Annotated in this window: 16 protein-coding genes and 1 pseudogene; 6 read left to right on the top strand and 11 right to left on the bottom strand. The window is 36.1% G+C overall.

Annotation, left to right across the window (positions count from 1 at the left end; translation table 11 throughout):
* Positions 1-54: 54 nt before the first annotated feature.
* The 10 genes and pseudogenes from J1G47_RS04075 to J1G47_RS04035 all read right to left on the bottom strand — a co-directional run bounded on the left by J1G47_RS04075 (position 55) and on the right by J1G47_RS04035 (position 8,808).
* Complete coding sequence (locus J1G47_RS04075) at positions 55-1,182, bottom strand: sugar transferase (protein ID WP_234924173.1); 1,128 nt, start codon at positions 1,180-1,182, stop codon at positions 55-57.
* A 146-nt stretch (positions 1,183-1,328) separates the two neighbouring features.
* Positions 1,329-2,081, bottom strand: coding sequence for a glycosyltransferase family 2 protein (locus J1G47_RS04070; protein WP_035493560.1), 753 nt, complete (start codon positions 2,079-2,081; stop codon positions 1,329-1,331).
* A gap of 1 nt (position 2,082) precedes the next feature.
* Complete coding sequence (locus J1G47_RS04065) at positions 2,083-2,769, bottom strand: glycosyltransferase family 25 protein (RefSeq protein ID WP_207326773.1); 687 nt, start codon at positions 2,767-2,769, stop codon at positions 2,083-2,085.
* Positions 2,745-3,818, bottom strand: a complete 1,074-nt coding sequence (locus tag J1G47_RS04060) for a glycosyltransferase (protein ID WP_051621642.1) — start codon at positions 3,816-3,818, stop codon at positions 2,745-2,747. Before J1G47_RS04060 ends, J1G47_RS04065 begins: the two co-directional genes overlap by 25 nt.
* On the bottom strand, positions 3,818-4,912 hold the full coding sequence (locus J1G47_RS04055) for a hypothetical protein (RefSeq protein ID WP_160437336.1): 1,095 nt from the start codon (positions 4,910-4,912) through the stop codon (positions 3,818-3,820). The genes J1G47_RS04060 and J1G47_RS04055 overlap by 1 nt, the downstream gene beginning before the upstream one ends.
* Complete coding sequence (locus J1G47_RS11785; RefSeq protein ID WP_234924183.1) at positions 4,909-5,796, bottom strand: glycosyltransferase family 52; 888 nt, start codon at positions 5,794-5,796, stop codon at positions 4,909-4,911. Before J1G47_RS11785 ends, J1G47_RS04055 begins: the two co-directional genes overlap by 4 nt.
* A 78-nt stretch (positions 5,797-5,874) precedes the next feature.
* Positions 5,875-7,044, bottom strand: a pseudogene (locus J1G47_RS11780) (flippase); the annotation flags it as partial.
* Positions 7,031-7,711: an acylneuraminate cytidylyltransferase family protein gene (locus J1G47_RS04045; RefSeq protein ID WP_044009091.1), complete on the bottom strand. Its 681-nt coding sequence runs from the start codon at positions 7,709-7,711 to the stop codon at positions 7,031-7,033. The pseudogene J1G47_RS11780 and the gene J1G47_RS04045, both read right to left, overlap by 14 nt.
* 188 nt (positions 7,712-7,899) lie before the next feature.
* Positions 7,900-8,481, bottom strand: a complete 582-nt coding sequence (locus J1G47_RS04040) for a Uma2 family endonuclease (protein ID WP_005713681.1) — start codon at positions 8,479-8,481, stop codon at positions 7,900-7,902.
* Between the two features lie 51 nt (positions 8,482-8,532).
* Entirely contained in the window at positions 8,533-8,808 is a 276-nt protein-coding gene (locus J1G47_RS04035; protein ID WP_021118008.1) for a YfcZ/YiiS family protein, read from the bottom strand.
* 312 nt (positions 8,809-9,120) lie between these two features.
* Here J1G47_RS04035 and J1G47_RS04030 point away from each other — a divergent pair, with 312 nt between their 5' ends.
* The 3 genes from J1G47_RS04030 (at position 9,121) to metC (ending at position 12,693) form a co-directional block, all read left to right on the top strand.
* Positions 9,121-10,398, top strand: a complete 1,278-nt coding sequence (locus tag J1G47_RS04030; RefSeq protein WP_021113857.1) for an outer membrane protein transport protein — start codon at positions 9,121-9,123, stop codon at positions 10,396-10,398.
* 544 nt (positions 10,399-10,942) lie between these two features.
* Positions 10,943-11,506 carry a methylated-DNA--[protein]-cysteine S-methyltransferase gene (locus J1G47_RS04025; protein ID WP_044009094.1) on the top strand — a complete coding sequence of 188 codons (564 nt, stop codon included), beginning with the start codon at positions 10,943-10,945 and terminating at the stop codon, positions 11,504-11,506.
* Positions 11,503-12,693, top strand: a complete 1,191-nt coding sequence (gene metC / locus J1G47_RS04020) for a cystathionine beta-lyase (RefSeq protein ID WP_075592491.1) — start codon at positions 11,503-11,505, stop codon at positions 12,691-12,693. The genes J1G47_RS04025 and metC overlap by 4 nt, the downstream gene beginning before the upstream one ends.
* Positions 12,694-12,768: 75 nt before the next feature.
* Here the strand turns inward: metC and purH are convergent, their stop codons facing one another.
* Entirely contained in the window at positions 12,769-14,367 is a 1,599-nt protein-coding gene (purH, locus tag J1G47_RS04015) for a bifunctional phosphoribosylaminoimidazolecarboxamide formyltransferase/IMP cyclohydrolase (protein WP_207326771.1), read from the bottom strand.
* 388 nt (positions 14,368-14,755) lie between these two features.
* On the opposite strand from purH, the gene J1G47_RS04010 reads away from it, so the two are divergent.
* The 3 genes from J1G47_RS04010 to J1G47_RS04000 all read left to right on the top strand — a co-directional run bounded on the left by J1G47_RS04010 (position 14,756) and on the right by J1G47_RS04000 (position 19,637).
* On the top strand, positions 14,756-15,268 hold the full coding sequence (locus J1G47_RS04010) for a TetR/AcrR family transcriptional regulator (RefSeq protein WP_234924172.1): 513 nt from the start codon (positions 14,756-14,758) through the stop codon (positions 15,266-15,268).
* Between the two features lie 62 nt (positions 15,269-15,330).
* A complete protein-coding gene (locus J1G47_RS04005; RefSeq protein ID WP_021116833.1) occupies positions 15,331-16,536 on the top strand; it encodes an efflux RND transporter periplasmic adaptor subunit in 1,206 nt (401 codons plus the stop codon).
* 11 nt (positions 16,537-16,547) lie between these two features.
* Positions 16,548-19,637: an efflux RND transporter permease subunit gene (locus tag J1G47_RS04000; protein ID WP_062923911.1), complete on the top strand. Its 3,090-nt coding sequence runs from the start codon at positions 16,548-16,550 to the stop codon at positions 19,635-19,637.
* The last annotated feature ends 240 nt before the right edge of the window (positions 19,638-19,877 follow it).

Below are 19,877 nucleotides of genomic sequence, written 5' to 3'. Positions count from 1 at the left end.
AATAATGTAGAGTGTTTGTTACTTAAGGTTTTATGTATTAGTTTATATCGTTGCCTACCTTGCACCAAATCCAGTGAGCATTGTTTTAATTGTCTTGAAAACAATGAGAATATCTAACCAAATAGAAAAATTCTTAATATAATATAAATCATATTGTAGCTTTATTTTTGTGTCATTTACGTCGGCAGTATAGCCTTGAATTACTTGTGCCCAACCTGAAATACCTGGTTTTACAATATGTCGATAGTTATAAAAAGGAATTTCTTTAATAAACTTATCTACAAATACTTTCTGTTCTGGCCGTGGCCCTATTAAACTCATGTCCCCTTTTAATACATTAAAAAATTGCGGCAATTCATCAATACGCGTTTTGCGAATAAATTTCCCTACCTTTGTTATACGCATATCATTTGTTGTGGCAAATTTTGCACCATCTTTTTCAGAATCTTGACACATACTTCTGAATTTATAAAGATTAAATTCTTTCCTGCCTTGACCTACACGTTTTTGTATAAAAAGAACATTTCCTTTACTTTCTAAACGAATAGCAATTGCTGTGATAAGCATAATACAAATAGTAATTGGTAAAGTGATTAATACAGCAATGACATCAATGACTCTTTTAATGATCTGATAAATTCCTGATGGTTGAAGAGTTCCTAAGTTATTTTCATAAAAATAACGAGATCTAACACGACCTGTTAATGATTCCTCTAAATTTTTAGCGTTATATATTTTGATATTCATTAACGCAGTTTCAGCTAAAAATTTCTGCCACTCTTCTGCTAGATCTTCTGAATAAAGATCGACAACAATTGCATCATAAGTTTTTTCTGATAAATCTGGTTTTTCTAATTTTATCCAATCTACGGTGGTGATTTTTTCTAAATTCTGTATGTTACCTAAGGGGATAATGGCAATACGTTTTTTTGAAAACCGTATCGTAATAAAATATAGAATGAAACCTGAAAGCAAGCTCATAAAAAAACTAGAAATAAGCAATAGAGAGGAGTAGTTTAATCTAAAAATAGCTAAGAATAAAATAAGACATCCATAAACTGAGATAACAGAACTAGGAATAAACCCGACAGAACGGTTACCAGGATAACGCATCAATATTATAAATAGCGCTAAAATAATGAATTGACTAATAATTAATGGAATAATAAATTTACCATCCACATTTACCCCTAATAACATGATAGGAAATATAACGTCCAATATGAACATTACTATCATCTGAAAAAATATATTGGGGAGTAATTTATTAAGTAAATTAACATATCTCTGTAGACTATTCACTAATTTTTCCTTATCAATTTTGACAATTACATATGTTTTACAATTCCATTCATTGCATAATGAATAAAATAATAAACAGATTTTAATGTACTTAGTTTTAATATATTTCTATATATACTCCATTGCCATTTAGCTGCTTTGTATTTATTAGAGGACAATGATCCTTGATAAACTTGGTGATGACAGAGTATACTATTACTTACGACTTTATGAGCTTTATAACCTAAATTTAAAATACTTAACCAGAAAATATAATCCTCATGACCATGATTAACAAACCTAATATTTTTAGCTATATCAGACTTAAACATACAAGTAAGGTTTCCAATCACATTAGATTTTAATAAACGTTGAAAATTACACTCATTTGGAGAAATTATTTTTTTAACAAACCCAAGGTTAGCATTCACTTGATTATAATCCATATATGATATATATAAATTATTCTTAGTCATGAAATCCAATTGAACCCATAATTTATTTTCCAACCAAATATCATCAGAATCTAAGAAACAAATATAATCTCCTGTTGCTAAATCTAATCCTTTATTTCTAGATGATGATACACCTTCATTTTTATCATTTATTATATAAAGAATATCTAACTTAGACTCTTTAATGAAAGAGACAATAATATCATTCGTGGAATCATTAGAAGCATCATTAACTACAATCCATTCAAAATTCTTAAAAGTCTGACAACAAAGAGAGTTATATACATCATACAAGAATTTTTCAGAATTATAACAAGGGGTTATAATTGAGACTTTATTATTCATGTTATTTCCTTTCACACTCTATTTTAGAATTAGATAAATCTTCAGGATGAGAAAAAATCTTACAATATGTAAAACCTTTGATACTAGATTGAATAGCAAGATTCCCCCAATCATCTGCTAAATAACAAAACTTTTTATGTACATGATACAATCTTTCCACAACAGCTCTAGAAACCAAATAACTACACGTTCGATATAAAAAGAATCCATAAAAAGGGGAATTAAGAATTTTTATATTTTCTCGAAAAAGAAACTCTAGCACTCTAGGTCTTTTCAACCCCTCCTGTCCCCCCAGAATATTAATATAGTCACTATAATTTTGATTAATAATACTCTCCAATAGAAAAAATAAATTACTATTTATAGTTACATCATCTTCTAGAACTAATAACCATTCCTTATCACTATTTAAAAAATCACGATACACGGAAAAATGACTTAACGTACATCCTAATTCACTTGGAGTGATATATCCTCTATTCTTAGCTCTACCTCTTAACCTCCTAAGATATTTAAAGTATTTCATAGACAATAAATCTCTTCCATCAATAGCATCAAAAAAAGAGAAATTCATGACTTCTTTTAACTCGTTAATAATATGTTGTCTTTTTTCTATTTCATCTTTTAATGAAATTACTTTAACTAATACAGTATCCTCTACAATCATGATTTTAAAACCATCTCCCATTGCTTTAGAAATGAAAATGTTGAAAATTTAGACAAATACACACTATAAGCCTCTTCTGAAAACTTTTTGTATGTTTCTTTATTTTGTATATAGTCTACCATTGCTTTTTGTAACTCTAAAACATTATTAGGGGAAATCAATCTAGCGGTTTTTCCATCAACTAGAATTTCTGTACATCCTCCAACATTAGTAGATATAATAGGAATCTTTAATGACATAGCCTCTAATAAAATCATTGGAAAGGCTTCGCTTAATGAAGGAGATATCATACAATCTATTTTAGAATAAAACTGTTGCGGATTAACTTCTCCCATAAATATAACCGAATCACTTATATCTAAATCTTTTGCCAACTGCTCTAATTCTTTTCTCTTATACCCATCTCCCGCAAATACTAATTTAGTATTAGGATATACTTTATGAATAACACTAAAAGCTTTTATTAAATTACGATTACCTTTCTTTTCTATAAGTCTACCTATTCTACCAAAAAAGATTATATTAGGATCAGATTCATTGACTACATTCATTGCCTCAATACCTGTATAAATCTTCACTGTTTTCTTATATAAATTCCCATATAATCTAGTATTAGAAACAGTGATATCATTCAAAGCAATAAATAAAAATAATTTTTTATCAAACTTATATGAAATTACTCTTTTTAAAGTATGTAATACACCTATACGATAAGGTTTATATATTAACCATTCTTCATTACTATGCCCAATTACAATGATCTTCTCATGCGAGATAAAATTAGAAAAAACTCCTATCTCTGATAAGCCATTTAAAATTACAAAATCATATTGGTGCTCCCGTAAAATTTTTCTGATTAAAAAGATACATTTTAGCGCTGCTATATGTTGATTTTTTGCCATAATAAGTTTTTTATTATTACATTCTAAATTTTTGAACAAACGCTCATTGGATACAATAAATTCTGTAAAAAAACCTAATTGGTTAAGTATATTATTTAATTGTAATAGGTAACTTTCTCCTCCTCCATAAACTAAGGCAGGAGAAACAATCAAAATTTTTTTATTCACTAATATCTCCTTAGATTATTAGGTTTATACGTAGCTATAATACTCATGACAAACCAGAAAATAGGTTGCATATAATCAAATTTGAGCATTCCTAATGCAACAAATAAAACCGCAGAAAGAATGGATATTGAAAATAACTTTTTTAAAAAAATGTAATAAAATATCACAGTTATAGGTATCCCAAAAGAGAATATTAAATTAAAAAACAACCCTGCATCCCTTATATTTGAATGGTACAATGTATAATTGCCCAATTGAATTGGGATTTCTGACATATAAATACCATGACCAATCAATAAATTCACCCAATTACTTTCTAATAAAAAATAAATTATAAGGCTCCTAAAAGAAATTGCATCATAATCATCATAAGATAGCCTATATTCTAGAATTATATATCCGATATATAAAACAATACAACCTAATAATAAATAAAGTATGCTATTTTTTTTAAAACTTCCTGATAATATACTAAAAAAATAAACAGGAATAAATACTAATATTGATGTGAATGATAATGTAATCGCTGGAGATAATATTAGATATTTTTTAGATATATTATCTTCCAAAACAAAATATAAACATATCAAATATGCTATAGTAGAAGATGCATTTGATGGTTCAATTGACAACCCTGTAGCTCTAATCATCCCCAAACTAGAAATAGTATTACTATCAATCCTACTATGATATTCTCCCAAAGTAATAATATTGTGGAAATCAAGATATATTTTAAATGTAAAAAATAAGATATATTGCAAAATAATAATTGCTATGTAAAAATAGATAAAGTACTCTATAGCTTTTATATAATAAACTCTTTCAAATCCTAAAAATATCTTAGCAAAGATAACAGCAATACAAAAATACAAAAAAGAAATTAAATATAGTTTATCATTGCTATCTTCAAAAAATTCCCATCCGATAATTAAATACCCAATAAAAATAATGTAAATACAACATTCAGAAAGGGAATATCTCAATAATAACCTTTTCCCACCTAACAAAATTAACGCCGAAAATATTATTGTTAACAAACCAAAGTTTATAATAGATACACCTAGTATAAACAAAAAGGGCATTACTATATTCATATTAAATCCGTTGGAATTTTCATTTTAATAATCTGCTGAGAATCTAAATATTTAGAAGCAACAAAAGTATGGTTATCATCTCCTAACCCAGAGCTAGAAAATAAAGATATTCCTTTAAGGAAGCTATAATTAGGATATATTAACCCCAAAAATTCTGATGGAATATCCTTATCTAAAAATAATAAATTTTTATATTCGCTCAATAACTCCTCATAGTTTATACTATCTCTTGGATGAGGTTTCAATAATATAAACTCATTGACAGATAAATTCCTTATGGAATCTCTTATGATTCTTAAATATATATTAATATGCTCTTCTCTGGAGATAAATCCATCTTGATATAGCGGTTGTGTATATATAACAAACTTAACATTATCTAGCAAAGTATGATCAACGCCAAACAACTTACTAATAATACAACTTCGTCTCTGCATATAAGGACGTTCTAGAATAGATATAGGAATAGTTACAACCTTATTCAAAATATCACTAGGGATTATATTTCTGCCAGTCAGAATAATTTTTTTACAGAAGACGCTTCGACCTAACCCCAACCATTTTCTATATATAATACTGTATATAACCCCTCGTTTAGGTCCTAAATTTGCATAATTACCATACCCATCTTCAATTAGAACGTATGGTTTAGCTAGCAAATTAGATATAAATAAATGATCATGACCAATGCATTCAGAATATTTATATCTAATAAAAAAACTAAATATACTAGATATTAAAATATATTTTAAATAACTTAAAATTCCTTTTGGATAAGGAATATAAAATACATCAACGCCTAATTTTAATAGTTTCTCTCTTATCTTTTTAGATATCCCATCACTAACTACAAAAGTTACATTTTTATGACCAAACAAAATCATTGAATATACTAATCCAAACATAGAATTAACAATTATTAATTTTTTTTCATTTTTAAAATCCCTATTACTAGATTTACCTAGAACATACAAAATGATTACACTACTTAAAACACTCGCCCAAGGTATATAGCTAATCTCCGTAAACATTAACCCACCTAGTGCAATCAAATAAATCCCTGTCGATAAAACAGAGCAATATGAAATCTGTTTTGTTTTTCCATGATAAAATAAATAATTTACTAAAAATAAATAGGGAATAATCAAACTTGTTGAAAGCAAGAATAGTGCCACATAGTATTTCACTCCCTGAAACTGCTCACCTAACAACCATAAAAATAGTTGTTCGGGAATTAATAGTGTTATCAATGAAGGTATTGGTACAATAAACAATGAATACATTGCCCATTTTTCTAAATGTTTTAATGTTACTGTGCCTTGTTTTAATCTTTCAAATAAATAAGGAACTAATGCTTTGTTTATTGCCAAAATGACTACCGACAAAATACTCGCAATTTGTACCCCCATCGCATACAAACCAAGATCAGCTTCGCTAAATCTGTGATAAATAAATATCCTATCTAACTGTCCTTTTATAAAGAAACTTCCGTGATGAAATATCATTGGAAATCCGAAAGCAATTACATACCATAATGCGAGCTTATATTGTGCGATATTAAAAATTTTAGTAACCGTCTTTCGCTTATAAATAACATAAGCTAGAGCAGCAATAAAAATATTGCTACATAGTACTGCTAAAATACGCTTTTCTACCAACGCTGTTTCATAGATTTCTAACATGAACACTGTGAATACTGCATTGGTTATTGCAGAGCCTAATTGAATCAGCGTATAAGGAAGCGCTTGTTTTTGGCATTGTCTTATACTAAGTTGTACTACTAGAAATACTTGAAATATGCTACTTAATACTAAATAAAACATAATTTCAGATTTTGCTACCCAACAGGCAATTAGCCCTAAAGCTCCTATCGTAATAGTATAAGCATACCCCGTTGTTACCACTAAATCTAAAGAACGTTTTCCATATCGATAAAAATAGCGGGCAACAGCACCATCTTGGCTTAGTCCAATAAAAATAGCAAATAATGCTAAAAATGTTTGATAATAAGAGAGTTCTCCAAATCCTTCTACACCTAATTTTCTAGATAAATAGGGCAGTAAAAGAAAAGGAATTGATTTTGAAACTAACTCTCCAAATAGATAGATTGCACTATCTTTAATAACTTTCATTGTTTACCAAACTTTCAGCAAGTTGCAGATCCAATGTTGTATCAATATCAATAGAGCGGTAACTTGGCATTAAATAAAACTTCACTTCAGGAATAAAGAAATTTTTTTCTTTTAATAAACTTGCGGTATCGTTGATGTAAATTGCACCATTTGCTCTATAAGCTTTAGGCAACGACTGACGAGGAGCTTCAAAATCGCTTAATTGATTAATAGGCAGAATTTTATGATTTTCATCCAAAATAAACGATTTATAAGGGTGGTGTTCACATTCACATGCTGACACGACTGATTTGCAATTTCCTGCCAAGAATAATTCCATGGCATTACGAATATCCAAGCCTGAACGTAATGGACTAGTTGGTTGGAAGTGTGCAGTGATACCTTCTGTTAATCCAAGTGTTGTTACACAATGTAAAATGGTATCAATTGTTCTCGTATCACTTTGAGCTAATTCTACAGGGCGGCGAAATGGCATTGCTCCATATTTTTCTGCTTCGGCAAGAATTTTATCACCATCTGAGGTTACAATAATTTCGTCAAAAGCCTCTGATTCTTGAGCGGCTAAAATGGCTCGCCCAACTAGAGATATTCCTCCAACAAGTTGTAGATTCTTATCTTTGATTCCTTTTGAACCAGCTCTTGCTGGGATAATGGCTACTTTTTTCATATTTATCTCCTTTACACGCCCCCATCCCCCTCGCTATCGCTCGGGGACTTCCCCCATAAATGGGGGAAGAATTTTTACCTTCAGACTACATTACTTTTTTAATACTTCCCCCGTTTACGGGGGAAGGTGCCCGAAGGGCGGATGGGGGAAATCTCTTTGTATATTTGTATACATTCCCCTAATTTCAATCACAACTCATACAACCCACTCGTATCAAAACTCAACGCTGGAAATTTTATTGATGTAACTACATCACCTTCCACCACAGGTTGCACACCTATGTAGCGTCCGTTTTCTAGCACATAAATTTGGATATGTTGTTCTTCAGGGCGGACTATCCAATATTCACTTACGCCTTGTTCTTGATAGAGTTCGTATTTGTCTTTCATCTCTCTTTTTGAATTACCTGGGGAGAGAATTTCAACGATTAGATCTGGCGCGCCGATACAGCCTTTTTCGTCCAATTTATTCGGGTCACAAATGACACACAAATCGGGTTGCACTACTGTTTTGATTTTGCCATTGCTGTCTGGAAAACGAACATCAAAGGGAGCAACATATAATTCACACTGATGACTATCAAAAACATCTAAGAATGCTTTTGTTAATTTCATCGAAATCCGTTGATGTAATCGATTAGGCGCTGGCGACATTGCCATTATTTTGCCTTTGATAATTTCAACGCGCTCTTGAAATTTCCATTTTAAATAATCGCCATAGCTATAACTGCCATTTAAATCTAATTGGCTAAGGCTTGTGATTTCATTCATATTAAGCTCCGAATTACTTAGCTGTTTATGTGAGTTTTATCTAGCGCTTCGCTATCTCATTCCCAACTCAAAAATCATTGATTCAACTTGGTAGCTAAATTTGAAACAAGCGGTAAGTTGGAAGCCATTTTCTGTAGAAATAATTTCACTGGTAATCTCACAAGGCTCAGATTCTGTTGATCGAGCTTTGCTGGTTAAAAATGCTAAAGCGTCTTCAGCTTCTGCTTTAGTAGTGTAAAGTTGAGTAAAATTTACAGCACAATCACTGTTATCAATAATAGTTCCCACATCAATAGAACAGCAGGAACTTGAATTACATTCGGACATATTTTACCTCTCGAAACTGGCAAACTGTATTCTTATACCACTGATTGTACTACCTTTTTCCAACAACAACAACAACAACAACAACAACAACAACAACAACAACAACAACAATTTTTAGTTTAAAAAACATCCATTTTAAGATGTCATCTTTTTATTTGACTGGTCGGAACTCTTTGTATTTTAGAGGAATTTTATTGCGACCGATGATTAAGCTACATAGAATGACAATATATTTTCATTTCAGTTCTTTAATTTATTTTTTACGTGAAATAAATTAATTTTGATACAGTCGATTCTATAAAGGATTACCTAATGAATAAATTTACTAAAACAGCTCTTGCTTCTATCTTTACTTTTTCTGCAGCTGGTGCTTCTGCGGCAGCGTTCCAATTAGCTGAAGTGTCAACTTCTGGTTTGGGTATGGCGTATGCAGGTAATGCGGCAGTTGCAGATAACGCTTCTGTTGTGGCAACAAACCCAGCATTAATGACCAAATTCAAACAAGTAGAAATTTCTGCAGGTGGGGTTTATGTTGATGCCGATGTTGATGTTGAAGGTTCTTTTAAAGGTTCTTTTAATAGAACAGTAAATGGAAGAGCGATTCCATCATCAGCAACAGGAAATGCAAATGCAAAAGACATTATTCCAAGTGCAATTGTCCCTAATTTATATGTTGTTGCCCCAATCTCTGAGCGTTTTGCTGTGGGTGGCGGTGTTAATGTTAATTATGGCTTAAAATCAGAATTTGAGAAAACCTATAGTGCTGGCGTATTAGCAGGTAAAACAAAACTTAGTGCGGTAAACTATAACTTCAGCAGTGCTTATGATCTTGGCTACGGATTTAGCTTTGGTGCTGGCTTAAATGCAGTACATGCAAAAGCAACATTAGAGCGCCATTTTGGTGCTTTGAATCCTATGGCACCGACAGCGACAGCAAGTCGATTAAAAGGCGATAAATGGGGCTTTCGTTGGAATGTGGGCTTAACCTATGATATTAATGAAAACAACCGTCTTGGTGTTGCATACCATTCTCCAGTGGATTTACGTTTCAAAGGGAAATATGTGGGTACTCAAAGTGCCAATGTTGAAATTCCAGGTCGCTTAAACCTTGAGTTACCAGCATATTGGGAAATCTCAGGTTATCATAAACTTACTGAGAAATTGGCTGTACAATATAGCTATAAAAAGACACATTGGAATAGCTTCCGAGAGCTTCGTGCAACAGATAACAACGGTAAAGTATTGTTACAAAAAGATAAGAAGTTCAATAATAACTCTCGCATTGCGTTAGGCGTGTCTTATGATGTGATTGAGGCATTAACATTACGTGCAGGTATTGCTTATGATGAAAGTGCAAGCGTGGCACATCCATCTATCTCAATCCCTGATACATATCGTACATGGTACACTTTAGGTGCAACTTATCGCTTTACCCCGAATTTATCTGTTGACCTCTCTTATGCACATTTGAGTGGTAGCAAAAATACCTTTACTGAGAGCCAAGTTACAGCAGTTACAAGTGCAGTGGGTGAATTTAAAGTTAAATCAACTGCTAACCTTTACGGCTTAAACGTAAACTACAAATTCTAATTTTCATTTGATGTAACCTCAAAGGCGTGTACACTAAGTGGCACGTGTCAGATTATTGCCAAAGTAGCTTGTAGGGTGGGTCTTGACCCACCATATAGCCGTAACATATTGATTTTATTGGTGGGTTAAAACCCACCCTACAATATTCAATCCATCTAATATATGGTTTGTCAGCAGCCTGAGGTGTGTACACTAAGTGATACGCGTCAGATTATTGCTAAAGTAGCTTGTAGGGTGGGTCTTGACCCACCATATAGCCGTAACATATTGATTTTATTAGTGGGTTAAAACCCACCCTACAATATTCAATCCATCTAATATATGGTTTGTCAGCAGCCTGAGGTGTGTACACTAAGTGATACGCGTCAGATTATTGCTAAAGTAGCTTGTAGGGTGGGTCTTGACCCACCATATAGCCGTAACATATTGATTTTATTGGTGGGTTAAAACCCACCCTACAATATTCAATCCATCTAATATATGGTTTGTCAGCAACCTGAGGCGTGTACACTAAGTGGCACGCCTTTTGTTTTAGGATAATCCTATGAAATTTCAGATATTCTATCAATTTTATGATTCGCCAGTGGGGAGATTGCTTCTTATTGCAAACCAAACAGGTTTACTTGGCATTGAATTTGAACAAGAGCAACAAACACTTAACCTTCAACAATGGAAAAGTTCAGAACAGGCAAGCGGTGAAATTCAACAACTATTTTGCAAAACAGTGCAGGTATTAGACCGCTATTTTTCAGGGGAAAAAGTAGCATTTTGTCAGTTGGATTTTTTAAACCCTCAGGGTACTGCTTTTCAGCAAGCAGTCTGGGAAATATTGCTTGAGATTCCTTATGGTAAAACAGTAAGCTACGGCGATATTGCCAAGCAGTTAAATAATCCTAACGCCGTTAGAGCCGTTGGCGGTGCAGTTGGACGAAATCCAATTTCAATTTTAATACCTTGCCACCGAGTGTTAGGCAAAACGCAAGCGCTTACTGGTTTTGGTGGTGGGCTTCCTACTAAACGTTATCTACTTGAATTAGAAGGTATTTCTTATCAAAATAAAGGCACTGAATTTGTAAACCCAAAACATAAAAAATGGACATCAATATGACAAAGCACAACTTAGCAACTCAACTTGTTCACGCAGGGCGAAAAAAACGTTACACCCAAGGTTCTGTAAATAGCGTTATTCAACGAGCCTCTTCCCTTGTATTTGACTCTGTTGCAGATAAAAAAGAAGCGACTAAAAACCGCTATAAAGGGGCTTTATTTTACGGCAGACGTGGTACGCTAACCCACTTTGCTCTACAAGATGCAATGTGCGAACTGGAAAATGGGGCAGGCTGCTACCTTTACCCTTGCGGTGCAGCGGCGGTTAGTAATGCGATTTTATCTTTTGTACAACAAGGCGATCACGTTCTGATGACTGGAGCAGCCTATGAACCAACGCAAGATTTTTGTCATATCGTATTGAAGAAAATGGGCGTTTCAACCACTTTCTATGATCCATTAATTGCAGAAGGCATTGCAACGCTTATTCAGCCAAATACCAAAGTGCTTTTTCTTGAATCACCAAGTTCACTGACAATGGAAGTTCCTGATATTCCAGCGATTGTTCGTACGGCAAGAGCAATAAATCCTGAAATTGTGATTATGATTGATAATACTTGGTCTGCAGGCATTCTTTTTCCAGCCCTTGAACACGGCATTGATATTTCAATCCAAGCAGGAACAAAATACCTTGTGGGGCATTCTGACACAATGATTGGTACTGCCGTTTCAAATGCTCGTTGTTGGGATCAGCTACGCGAACACTCTTATTTAATGGGGCAAATGGTTGATGCGGATTCTGCTTATGTTACCGCTCGTGGCTTACGCACTTTGGGCATTCGCTTAAAACAACACGAAGAAAATAGTCTTATCGTTGCTCAATGGCTGGCTCAACGCTCTGAAGTAAAAGCGGTTTATCACCCAGCGCTGCCAAGTTGCCCTGGAAACGCATATTTTAAACGTGATTTTAAAGGTTCAAGCGGTCTATTTTCCTTTGAACTTTGTAAAACTTTATCTAATGAAGAGCTTGCGAATTTTCTCGACCATTTTGAGATTTTCTCAATGGCATATTCTTGGGGCGGATTTGAGTCGTTAATTTTGGCAAATCAACCTAAAGAGATTGAACGTATTCGCCCAGCCATTGAACGTAAATTAACAGGGACACTCATTCGTGTTCATATTGGTTTGGAAGATGTGGAAGATTTGATTGCTGATCTTGAAGCTGGGCTTGAGCGAATTACATCGTAAATATCTTCAGAATATATTTGTTTTCATACCTTCCCCCGCTTACGGAGGAAAGTTCCCAAAAGGCTGATAGGGATTTCAATGACGGAAGTGGCGCATTCCCGTTAGTACCATTGCCATTCCGTGTTCGTTGGCGGCGTCGATCACTTCTTGATCTCGCATTGAGCCACCTGGGTGGATAACGCAAGTAATGCCGACTTTTGCCGCTGCGTCAATGCCGTCACGGAATGGAAAGAAGGCATCAGATGCCATTACACAACCTGCCACTTGTAAGCCTTCGTCTTCCGCTTTGATCCCTGCGATTTTCGCTGAATAAACTCGGCTCATTTGTCCTGCACCGATACCAATCGTTTGTTTGTTTTTGGCATAGACAATCGCATTGGATTTGACGTATTTCGCCACTTTCCAGCAGAAGAGTAAATCGTCTAATTCTTCTTGGGTTGGTTTGCGTTCAGACACAAATTGTAAATCTTCAACAGCAACTTGCCCTTGATCGGCATCTTGGACTAGTAAGCCACCATTGACACGTTTGAAGTCTAAACGTGGTTGTGCTTCGCTAAATTCGCCACACGCTAATACACGAACGTTTTTCTTTTTCGCTAAGACTTCTTTGGCTGCTTCAGAGATGGTTGGGGCGATGATCACTTCAACAAACTGGCGATCTGCAATCGTTTGTGCCGTTTCGCCATCTAATTCACGGTTAAAGGCGATAATGCCACCAAAGGCAGAGGTTGGGTCGGTTTGGTAAGCTCGGTTGTAGGCTTCTAAAATATCTTTGCCAAGAGCAACACCGCAAGGGTTGGCGTGTTTAACGATCACACAAGCTGGCTCGTTAAATTCTTTAACACATTCAAGGGCTGCGTCAGTATCAGCAATGTTGTTGTAAGAAAGGGCTTTGCCTTGTAGTTGAACTGCGGTTGCTACAGACGCTTCTTTCAGTTCGTTTTCAACATAGAATGCGGCGTTTTGGTGGCTGTTTTCACCGTAACGCATTGTCTGTTTACGGGTGAAATTTAAGTTTAATGTGCGTGGGAACTGTCCGCACACTTGGGTAATATCTTCTTCCTCAGCACCTTGATATGGTGGTACTTTTTGTCCGAAGTAGTTGGCGATCATTGCGTCGTATTGAGCGGTGTGTTCAAAGGCTTTGATTGCAAGGTTGAAACGGGTTTCTAAGGTAAGTGAGTTTTGGTTTTGATCCATTTCAGCAAGAATAGCGTTAAAGTCGTTGTTATTGACGACAATCGCAACATCTTTATGATTTTTCGCCGCAGAACGCACCATTGTTGGCCCTCCGATGTCGATATTTTCGACCGCATCTTCAAGGGTGCAGTTCGGTTTAGCAACGGTGGCGGCAAATGGGTAGAGATTAACCACGACCATATCAATTCGTTCAATGCCGTGTTGTGCCATAATTTCATCGTCTGTGCCTCGGCGACCTAAGATCCCACCGTGTACTTTCGGGTGTAGGGTTTTAACACGTCCGTCCATCATTTCTGGGAAGCCTGTGTAGTCCGATACTTCGGTTACAGGTAAACCGTTGTCTGCGAGTAATTTTGCTGTTCCGCCGGTTGAGAGTAGTTTTACACCACGTTGAACTAAGCCTTGAGCAAATTCGACAATGCCTGTTTTGTCAGACACACTTAATAATACTTGTTGGATTGGACGATGAGCCATTATGGGTTCCTTTGTGTATTGATTGAACGTTAATCATCGATCTCCCCTCTTTAGCAAAGAGGGGCAGGGGGAGATTTGGCAGAAGTGAATGACGAAGAAAATAAGTAATTAAAGAAAAGGAATACTTGCTTTTTATATTGTGAAGTTTCACTCTCTCACTTCGATTATGTCGTCTGCCAAATCTCCCCTAACCCCTCTTTGCTAAAGAGGGGGATCCGATCTGTGGAATATTTTCGGTTAAATTATAACGCAATCGTTTGCGTAAATCCATTATTTACAAAACTTGAACTTTAGATTTTGCGAAAATCTTTTTTTCTCAGTAAAATGAACGAACGTTCAGTAACTAATTTGTTTTTTTATGTTTAAGGATATTTTTCCTCAAAATGAGGTGGCAATACGTATTCTCAATGCAACAGATAGGTTGATGGCAAAAGAAGGGGTTCAAAATCTTTCGACCCACAAAATTGCAAAAGAAGCTGGGGTATCTGTGGGTACGATCTATCTTTATTTTAAGGATAAAGAGACTTTGCTTAATCAGCTTGTGTTGTATTTGTTTAATACGTTTCATTCTGCGGTAGATCGGGAATATGATCCTGATTTGCCTCTGTTTGAGCAATATAAAAAATTGTGGAATGCAACTTGGCAGTTTATGTTGGATAACCCTAATATTGTTAAAAATATGCATCAGTACGAGTCGCTACCACAATTTCAAGCGACAATGGTGGAATGTTTGAATGCAGATTGGGTGACGTGGAATAAATTTGTCAAGCAGGGGCAATCGCAAAATATTATTGCGAACTTACCGCCTTTTGTTTTACTTGCAATTAGTATGAAAACAGCGTGGGAGTTGAATGTATCAGCAGTTAATGTTAAATCAACCTTATGCTCAAGAGATGCTTGAAGAAGTGATTATCCGTACTTGGAAAGCGATTACGATTTAATCAAAATTGATATGGAGAAAATATGATAATAAATATGAAAAAGACAACGAAGGGTAAGCAGTTTGCTATTGTTGTGACCTTATTGGTTGTGCTTATCGTGTTTGGTGGTGTTGTTGGTATGCAACAGTTTATTTCGATGAAAAAGGCTGAAGCTGCGGCGAATATGCCTGAGCCTGTGAGCAATGTAACAGTGATGACCGTTAAAAATAGAGAATGGACACCTGTTATTTCTGCGGTTGGTTCTATTCGTCCGAATCAAGGGGCTATGTTAAGTTCACAGGCGGCTGGCACGGTCACTAAAGTTTTGGTGAAGTCTGGCGATAAAGTGAAAAAAGGTCAGCTATTAGTTGAAATTGATAGCAGTGCGGAACAAGCCAGTTTGAAAGCGACAGAAGCTCAGTTATCGACAGCGAGAGCAAACTATAATCGCTATCGTAACTTAGTAGCGTCAAGCAGTGCTTCAAAAGCGGAATTTGATAATGCCAAAGCAACTTATGAGCAACTTGTGGCGACTATTGAGGCGACAAAAGCTCAGATTGAGCGTCGTCAAATTTATGCGCCTTTCGACGGTGAAGCGGGTATTGTGAATGTGAATGTAGGGCAATATGTGACGATTGGCACAGGAATTGTGCGTGTGGAAGATCAGTCTGCGATGAAAATTCGTTTTACCTTACCTCAGACTAACTTAGAAGATATTTTTGTTGGGCAAAAAGTGACCGCAACCATTGATGCTCTACCTGCTCGTACTTTCCCTGCGAAAATTACCGCTATCGATCCTGCGGTGGATACATCAACTGGTTTGATTAATCTTGAAGCAGTGGTCACAGAAGGGCAAGATAAGTTGCTTTCAGGTATGTTTGCTCGCTTAAATGTTGCATTACCAACCTTATACGATCAGGTTGTTGTGCCACAAATTGCGGTTACTTATACAATGTATGGCGAAACTGTTTATGTGCTTCAACCATTATCTGATGAAGATAAGGAAAAAGTGACTAAAATGGCTGAAATGAACAAAAGTTTAGACATCAATAAAATCTATCGTGCTAAACAGATGGAAGTTACGACGGCTGAACGCAGTGGAGTCTATTCTCATTTGAGCAAAGGCTTAAAAGCCGGTGATGTGATTGTCACTGGTGGCTTACAACGTTTAAAAAATAACGCCTTAATTCAAATTTCTGATGTACAACCTGTTGGGGTTATTGCACCAGCGACAAAAACAAAACTGTAATGGGGTAAGCTGTGAAATTTACCGACATTTTTATCAAACGCCCCGTACTTGCTATCTGTATTAGCCTATTGATTACAATCTTAGGCTTACAGTCTATTAGCAAGCTACAAGTGCGTGAATATCCTGAGATGACGATCTCAATTGTTACTGTGAGTGTTAATTATGCGGGTGCAGATGCAAGTTTAATGCAAGCACTTGTTACGTCACAAATTGAAGAAGCTGTTGCACAGGCAGATAACATCGACTATATGACTTCATCAAGTTCACCAAGTACTACGACGGTAACGGCAAAGATGAAGTTAAATACCAATCCTCAAGAGGCGTTATCGGATATTTCTTCTAAAGTAAATGCAATTCGTGGAAGCTTGCCTAGTGGCATTGATGATCCTGCGATCAGCGTATCATCGGGATCAAATGATGCGTTTATGTATATTCGTTTTACCTCTGATGATCTTTCATCTCCACAAGTTACGGACTACCTAAATCGCGTGGTGAAACCGCAATTTTTTACGATCAATGGGGTGTCTAGCGTTGGTATCTTTGGTGGTTCAACCTTTGGCTTACGCATTTGGTTAGATCCAGATAGAATGGCTGGCTATAACCTTTCAGGTGCGAATGTGTTATCGGCATTAAGTGCAAATAACCTTTCGACGGCGGCAGGCAGTGCAAATGGTTATTACACTGTCTATAAAAACAAGGTGTTATCGACAACTCCAACGGTAGAAGAGCTGGCAAACATTACTGTGGCAACCAAAGCAGATGGTATGCAAATTAAGTTAAAAGATATTGCGACCGTTGAACTGAATAAATCTTCAGATAATGCTCGAGCCACAGCAAATGGCAAAGATGCAGTGGTGATTGCTGTTGAGTCTGCAGCAACGGCAAACAAATTAACCGTTGCCAAAAATATCTATCCGTTATTTGCACAAATTGAGAAGAATCTGCCCGCTTCCATTAAAGCTGAGATTTTGTATGACAGCACTATTGCGATTAATAGCTCTATTTCTGAGGTAATTAAAACCATTGGTGAAGCAACAATCATTGTGCTTATTGTGATTATCCTATTCTTAGGTTCACTCCGTGCGATGATTATCCCTGTTATCACTATCCCGATTTCATTGATTGGGGTGTTATTCTTATTACAGATGCTTGGGTTCTCGATCAACTTGCTCACCTTGCTAGGATTGATTTTGGCAATTGGTTTGGTGGTAGATGATGCGATTGTGGTATTGGAAAATGTAGAGCGTCACGTTAAAGAGGGTAAACCGCCTTTCGATGCGGCAATTATTGGGACGCGTGAGATTGCATTGCCTGTCATTTCAATGACCATTACTCTTGCGGCGGTATATTCACCGATGGCATTAATGGAAGGGGTTACAGGATCTCTGTTTAAAGAGTTTGCTTTAACCCTTGCTGGTGCTGTATTTATTTCGGGGATTGCAGCATTAACCCTTTCGCCGATGATGTCTAGCCGTGTGTTAAAAGAACATAAAGGGGGTGAAGAAGGGCGTTTAGTCAAATGCATTCACGCTATGTTAGATAAGATGACAAGCTGTTATCAAAATATGCTTTCAGCAGTGATGGCAGTGCGTGGCTTTATGCTGTTCTTTGCGATTGCTATTTTTGCGAGCTTACCATTCTTGTTTACTTCATTGTCTAGTGAGGTTGCACCTTCTGAAGATCGTGGTGTTGTGGTTGCTTTTGGATCTGGTCCCGCAAATACTAACTTGGATTATACGCAGGAAGTGATAAAACCTTTTAATGAGAAAGTGGTTAAATTGCCTGAGGTTCACGGCGCAATGTCGATTGCAGGCTTTAACGGTGGCAACAGTTCATTGTCGATTATCTCTTTAAAAGATTGGTCTGAACGTAGCAAATCGCAGTTTGAAGTGAAAGACATTGTTGCAGGTATGGCAAAACAAGTGGTTGGTATGGATATTAACGCCGTTGCTTTCCCTGAAATTCAGACAGGTGAAAGTGGACTGCCGTTCTCACTGGTTATTACGACTGCAGATAGCTATGAAAAACTTGCAGAAGTCGCCAGTGAAATTTTAGCCAAAGCACAAGCGTCAGGGCAATTTTTCTTCGCTAACTTAGACCTTAAATTTAACACGGCAACGATGAAGATGAAGTTTGACCGTGAGAAAATGGGGACTTATGGCGTAACGATGCAACAGGTGAGTGGCACTTTAGGTTCGTTCTTGTCGGGGGCTATAGTTACTCGTGTTGATATTGATTCCAGAGCTTATCCGATTGTATCGCAAGCGGTGAGAAATGACCGATTAAATCCAGAAGATTTAATGAACTACTATGTGACAACAGCGAGCGGACAATCTATCCCATTGGGTTCTTTTGTCACAATGGAATTAAGTACAGAACCAGCTTCCCTCAGCCGAATGAACCAGCTTAACTCGGCAACAATTGGCGGTGTGGTGTCGGGTTCTATTGGTGATGCCGTAAAATGGGCTGAAGCTGAGTTAGCTCGTTCTTTGCCATCAGGCTATCAATACGATTTTAAAGCCGAATCTCGTCAATATATCCAAGAGGGTAACGCATTAATGTTTACCTTTGTGCTGGCAGTTGTGATGATTTATATCGTCTTAGCTATTCAGTTTGAATCGTGGCGTGATCCGTTGGTGATTTTAGTTTCTGTTCCGTTAGCAATTAGTGGTGCATTATTGGTGATGAATATTTTGGGCATTATGAAAGTATCAGGTGCAACCTTGAATATTTATTCTCAAGTAGGCTTAATCACCCTCGTAGGCTTAATAACGAAACACGGTATCTTGATGTGTGAAGTGGCAAAAGAAGAGCAGTTGCTTCACGGAAAATCTCGCCGTGATGCTATTTTCCACGCTGCAACTATCCGCTTACGTCCGATTATGATGACGACTGCCGCGATGATCGCAGGTCTTATTCCTCTGCTTTATGCTTCAGGGGCTGGTGCGATTGCTCGCTTTAGTATTGGTATGGTGATTGTCGCAGGTTTAGCTATCGGTACACTCTTTACACTGTTTGTATTGCCTGTGATATATACCTATTTAGGTAGTGAGCATACGCCGTTGAGAGAGTTTGATGAAGCGAAATATGCTAAGGATTAAACTTTAATTCCTGATGTAGCGGTAAAATTAATAAGCAACTCGGTAAGGGTTGCTTATTTTTTTGATAGTGCAGTAGCCAAGACATAGCGACATAGTAAAAAGGTTAAAGCCTGATGAAGCTTTAACCTTTTTTAATAAAAGATGTAATTTATTGGTGTAATAGACAAAATAAATATTAGCAACAATTTTGTCCACTTGGCATAGTTTTTGACGAATCAGCAACTATTTTGTCTACTATGC

The organism is Glaesserella parasuis (assembly GCF_017352235.1).
In the GTDB taxonomy this organism is placed as follows: domain Bacteria; phylum Pseudomonadota; class Gammaproteobacteria; order Enterobacterales; family Pasteurellaceae; genus Glaesserella; species Glaesserella parasuis.
This window is presented reverse-complemented; position numbering and strand designations above follow the sequence as displayed.

Bases quoted from the DNA above. Each gene is read 5' to 3' on its own strand.
- J1G47_RS04065 (WP_207326773.1), bottom strand. From the start codon at position 2,769: ATGGGAGATGGTTTTAAAATCATGATTGTAGAGGATACTGTATTAGTT.
- J1G47_RS04040 (WP_005713681.1), bottom strand. From the start codon at position 8,481: ATGAATGAAATCACAAGCCTTAGCCAATTAGATTTAAATGGCAGTTAT.
- J1G47_RS04025 (WP_044009094.1), top strand. From the start codon at position 10,943: ATGAAATTTCAGATATTCTATCAATTTTATGATTCGCCAGTGGGGAGA.
- purH (WP_207326771.1), bottom strand. From the start codon at position 14,367: ATGGCTCATCGTCCAATCCAACAAGTATTATTAAGTGTGTCTGACAAA.
- J1G47_RS04045 (WP_044009091.1), bottom strand. From the start codon at position 7,711: ATGAAAAAAGTAGCCATTATCCCAGCAAGAGCTGGTTCAAAAGGAATC.
- J1G47_RS11785 (WP_234924183.1), bottom strand. From the start codon at position 5,796: ATGATTTTGTTTGGTCATAAAAATGTAACTTTTGTAGTTAGTGATGGG.
- J1G47_RS04070 (WP_035493560.1), bottom strand. From the start codon at position 2,081: ATGAATAATAAAGTCTCAATTATAACCCCTTGTTATAATTCTGAAAAA.
- J1G47_RS04005 (WP_021116833.1), top strand. From the start codon at position 15,331: ATGATAATAAATATGAAAAAGACAACGAAGGGTAAGCAGTTTGCTATT.
- J1G47_RS04035 (WP_021118008.1), bottom strand. From the start codon at position 8,808: ATGTCCGAATGTAATTCAAGTTCCTGCTGTTCTATTGATGTGGGAACT.
- J1G47_RS04030 (WP_021113857.1), top strand. From the start codon at position 9,121: ATGAATAAATTTACTAAAACAGCTCTTGCTTCTATCTTTACTTTTTCT.
- J1G47_RS04055 (WP_160437336.1), bottom strand. From the start codon at position 4,912: ATGAATATAGTAATGCCCTTTTTGTTTATACTAGGTGTATCTATTATA.
- metC (WP_075592491.1), top strand. From the start codon at position 11,503: ATGACAAAGCACAACTTAGCAACTCAACTTGTTCACGCAGGGCGAAAA.